This is a genomic window from Pseudomonas brassicacearum (assembly GCF_003732265.1).
Taxonomy (GTDB): domain Bacteria; phylum Pseudomonadota; class Gammaproteobacteria; order Pseudomonadales; family Pseudomonadaceae; genus Aquipseudomonas; species Aquipseudomonas brassicacearum_D.
The window spans coordinates 1-679 of sequence record NZ_MOBK01000418.1; the positions used below are offsets into that span (position 1 = coordinate 1).

The window sequence follows — 679 nt, forward strand, 5'->3', positions numbered from 1 at the left end:
ACCGCTACCACCCGAAGGCGCGCCCGGGGTGTTGTCTGGCGGCGTGGTGGTGCTGGTCGGGCCACCGGATTTGGTGCCGGTGGCGTCAGCGCCATCGTTGGCGGCGAAGCTGGCGGCCGATGCGGTGGCCAGCAGGCCGGCGAGCAATAACGAGGTGAGTTTGCGCGTGATCATGATCCGTCTCCAGAAAGGGCATGTACCTGATATTGGTCTGATGCGCAGAACCCTTGGTGCCGATTGGCTGACGAGTGGTCAGCCGAGAAAACCGAAGTGGCCTCCTGATCTTCTGGAATATTGGCTATTTGTCGAACCGGGCGTGAGGGCTAACGTAGCCACACATTCACTTGCTGCCCGGAGCCACCATGCAACCTCGTACCGATTTCTACACCGCCTCCCCAGATGCCCTGAAAGCGATGATCGCCCTGGAAACTGCCGTCTCCAAACTGCCGCTGGAAAAGACCTTGATCGAACTGGTCAAACTGCGTGCTTCGCAGATCAACGGCTGTGCGTTCTGCATCGACATGCGCACCACCGATGCGATCAAGGGTGGCGAAACTCCGCGCCGTTTGTTCGCGGTGACGGCATGGCGTGAAGCGCCGTTCTTCAGCGACCGTGAACGCGCTGCGTTGCTGTGGACTGAATCGCTGACCCAACTGAGCCTGACCCACGCGCCGGATGA

Annotated in this window: 1 protein-coding gene; it reads left to right on the forward strand. The window is 60.7% G+C overall.

Translation table 11 applies throughout. From position 1 onward, the window contains the following. Nucleotides 1-362 precede the first annotated feature (362 nt). Nucleotides 363-679: carboxymuconolactone decarboxylase family protein (locus BK660_RS32015; protein ID WP_148057550.1), on the forward strand; the 317-nt coding region annotated here is incomplete at its 3' end.